The organism is Corynebacterium gottingense, assembly GCF_002285125.1.
GTDB lineage: Bacteria > Actinomycetota > Actinomycetes > Mycobacteriales > Mycobacteriaceae > Corynebacterium > Corynebacterium gottingense.
In genome coordinates, this window is sequence record NZ_NSGN01000018.1 from 1 (window position 1) to 1,441 (window position 1,441).

Below are 1,441 nucleotides of genomic sequence, written 5' to 3' on the forward strand. Positions count from 1 at the left end.
GAGAGTGTCCGATTGTTTGTGTGCGGGGGCTTGGTTTACAAGTAGTCCGCGAATCGGTCGGGGTAAGCCACGGCTAGTTGGTTGATGGCTTGTTTCCACCCGGTGGCTTTCGCCCCTTCAATATAGCCGTTGCGCTCAATGTCGCGCTTCGCTTTCTTCGCCCGCTGAGCAGCACGCTTGTCCTCGATGTTGCAGATCATCAGCCAAAGCGTCTTCAGCGCCGCGGTATCGTTCGGGAACTGACCCCGGTTTCGAGTAGCTTTACGCAGTTCAGCATTCAGCGACTCGATCGAATTGGTGGTGTAGAGCACCCGCCTGGCCGCAGGCGGGAACTGCAGAAACGGCACGAACCGCTCCCAGGCGTCGCGCCAGACTTTGACCGACTGGGGGTATCTCCGGCCCAGTTCACTGGCCTCGAACGCATCCAGGTTGGCGCGTGCGGTCTCCTCGTTGTTGGCGGTGTAGACCTCACGTAGCGCGCGGGAGACAAGTTTGCGGTCCTGATAAGACACCCACCGGTTCGCAGCCCGAATCAGGTGCACAATGCAGGTCTGCACCATGGAATTCGGCCAGGTCGCCTCCACAGCTTCCGGCAGGCCTTTGAGCCCGTCGCAGCACACGATGAACACGTCCTGGACCCCGCGGTTGGCCAGATCTGCGCACACCGATGCCCAGAATGCGGCGCCTTCATTCTCAGCGATCCACAATCCCAGGATGTGCTTGATGCCGTCCATGTCGACACCAACTGCCATGTAGCAAGCCTTGTTGACCATGCGGTGGCCGTCACGAATCTTCACGCGTAGCGCGTCGAGGAAGATCACCGGGTAAAACTCGTCGAGCTGCCGGTTTTGCCAGATCATGACCTCTTCCAAGACCGCATCGGTAATGGTACTGATCGTATCCGGGCTCATATCCACCCCAAGCGTGGTCGCAAGATGGTGCTGAATATCGCGCACTGTCATCCCACCGGCGTAGAGCGAGACGATCATGTCGTCAAGCTCGGTCAACCGGCGTGCGCCTTTGGGCACCATGCGGGGAGTAAACGTGCCGGCACGATCCCTGGGCACGGTTACTTCCACCGCGCCGTAGCCAGAATTGACGGTCTTGGTGTACGACCCGTTGCGGTGGTTATTCTCCTGCGCGGTTTCGACCTGGGCTTTGGTCTTGCGGTCGGAATGGCCGTAGCCCAAGTGCGCATCCATCTCCGCCTGTAGACCAGCGTTGATCGATGCCTGGAGCAGGCCTTTGACCAACTCGCTTGCATCCTCAGCGGAGGTCGACAGCTCGCTGATCAAGCTGGAGAGTTCAGGGTTTTCCATCAGCTTCTCGCTGATCTCGTTGACCCTCGCCGGGTCATGGTTGTTCTTCGGTGACACCGTAGTCATTATCGGTGAAACTCCTTCTAGATGAGAGCCTCACACACAAACTTTCTGACACCCTC

1 protein-coding gene is annotated in these 1,441 nt (G+C 58.7%); it reads right to left on the reverse strand.

Features of this window, described 5'->3' with window-relative positions; all coding sequences use genetic code 11:
• Nucleotides 1-35: 35 nt before the first annotated feature.
• Nucleotides 36-1,385: an IS256 family transposase gene (locus tag CKJ82_RS11480; RefSeq protein ID WP_095538251.1), complete on the reverse strand. Its 1,350-nt coding sequence runs from the start codon at nt 1,383-1,385 to the stop codon at nt 36-38.
• Between the last annotated feature and the right edge of the window lie 56 nt (nt 1,386-1,441).